This is a genomic window from Cupriavidus sp. D384 (genome assembly GCF_001652915.1).
Taxonomy (GTDB): domain Bacteria; phylum Pseudomonadota; class Gammaproteobacteria; order Burkholderiales; family Burkholderiaceae; genus Cupriavidus.
In genome coordinates this window covers 1-590 of record NZ_BBQI01000037.1, presented here as the reverse complement: position 1 = coordinate 590, position 590 = coordinate 1, and the positions used below count along the sequence as shown (strand labels likewise).

At 63.1% G+C, this 590-nt stretch carries 1 protein-coding gene; it reads right to left on the bottom strand.

Annotated elements, in window-relative coordinates; all coding sequences use genetic code 11:
• Positions 1–590, bottom strand: a 590-nt coding sequence (locus A9J21_RS11950) for an IS481 family transposase (RefSeq protein ID WP_156545820.1), incomplete at both ends; no start/stop codon positions are given.

Genomic DNA, 590 nt, shown 5'->3' with positions numbered 1-590 from the left:
ACGTTATTTCCTGACGCTGGAAGTCGGGACATGGGCGCAAGGCCGCCAATACCGCTATGTGGTCGGTGCCAGTTGTAGTGGTGTTGCCAATTAGCGAGTGCTCGGGTGCGCTCCTGGGAGTTCTGATAGGTCCAGGCATAGGCCCACTCGCGCAAGGCCGACTGGATGAACCGTTCGGCCTTGCCGTTAGTCTGGGGTCGATAGGCGCGTGTGAACTTGTGCCGGATGCCCAGCGCCTGGCAGGCCTGGGCGAACTCGCGTGAGCGGAAGGCGGAGCCGTTGTCGGTCAGTAGCCGCCGCACCGTCACACCCAGGCTCGCGTAATAGGCCACTGCGTCGCGCAGGAATTGGACGGCGCTTAACTTCTTTTCATCCGGATGCATCGCGGTAAAGGCGATGCGAGCGTGGTCGTCCACGGCCACAAAGAGCATTTCCCAGCCGGCACCTTCCACCGAGTCGCGGCGGTTGCCGGTCACGCGGTGGCTGGGCCGCTCGATGCGCCCAAGCTTCTTGGTATCGATATGCAGCAGGTCGCCCGGTGCGGCATGTTCATAGCGCATCACGGGCTCACGAGGCTGCAGATCGGCGAG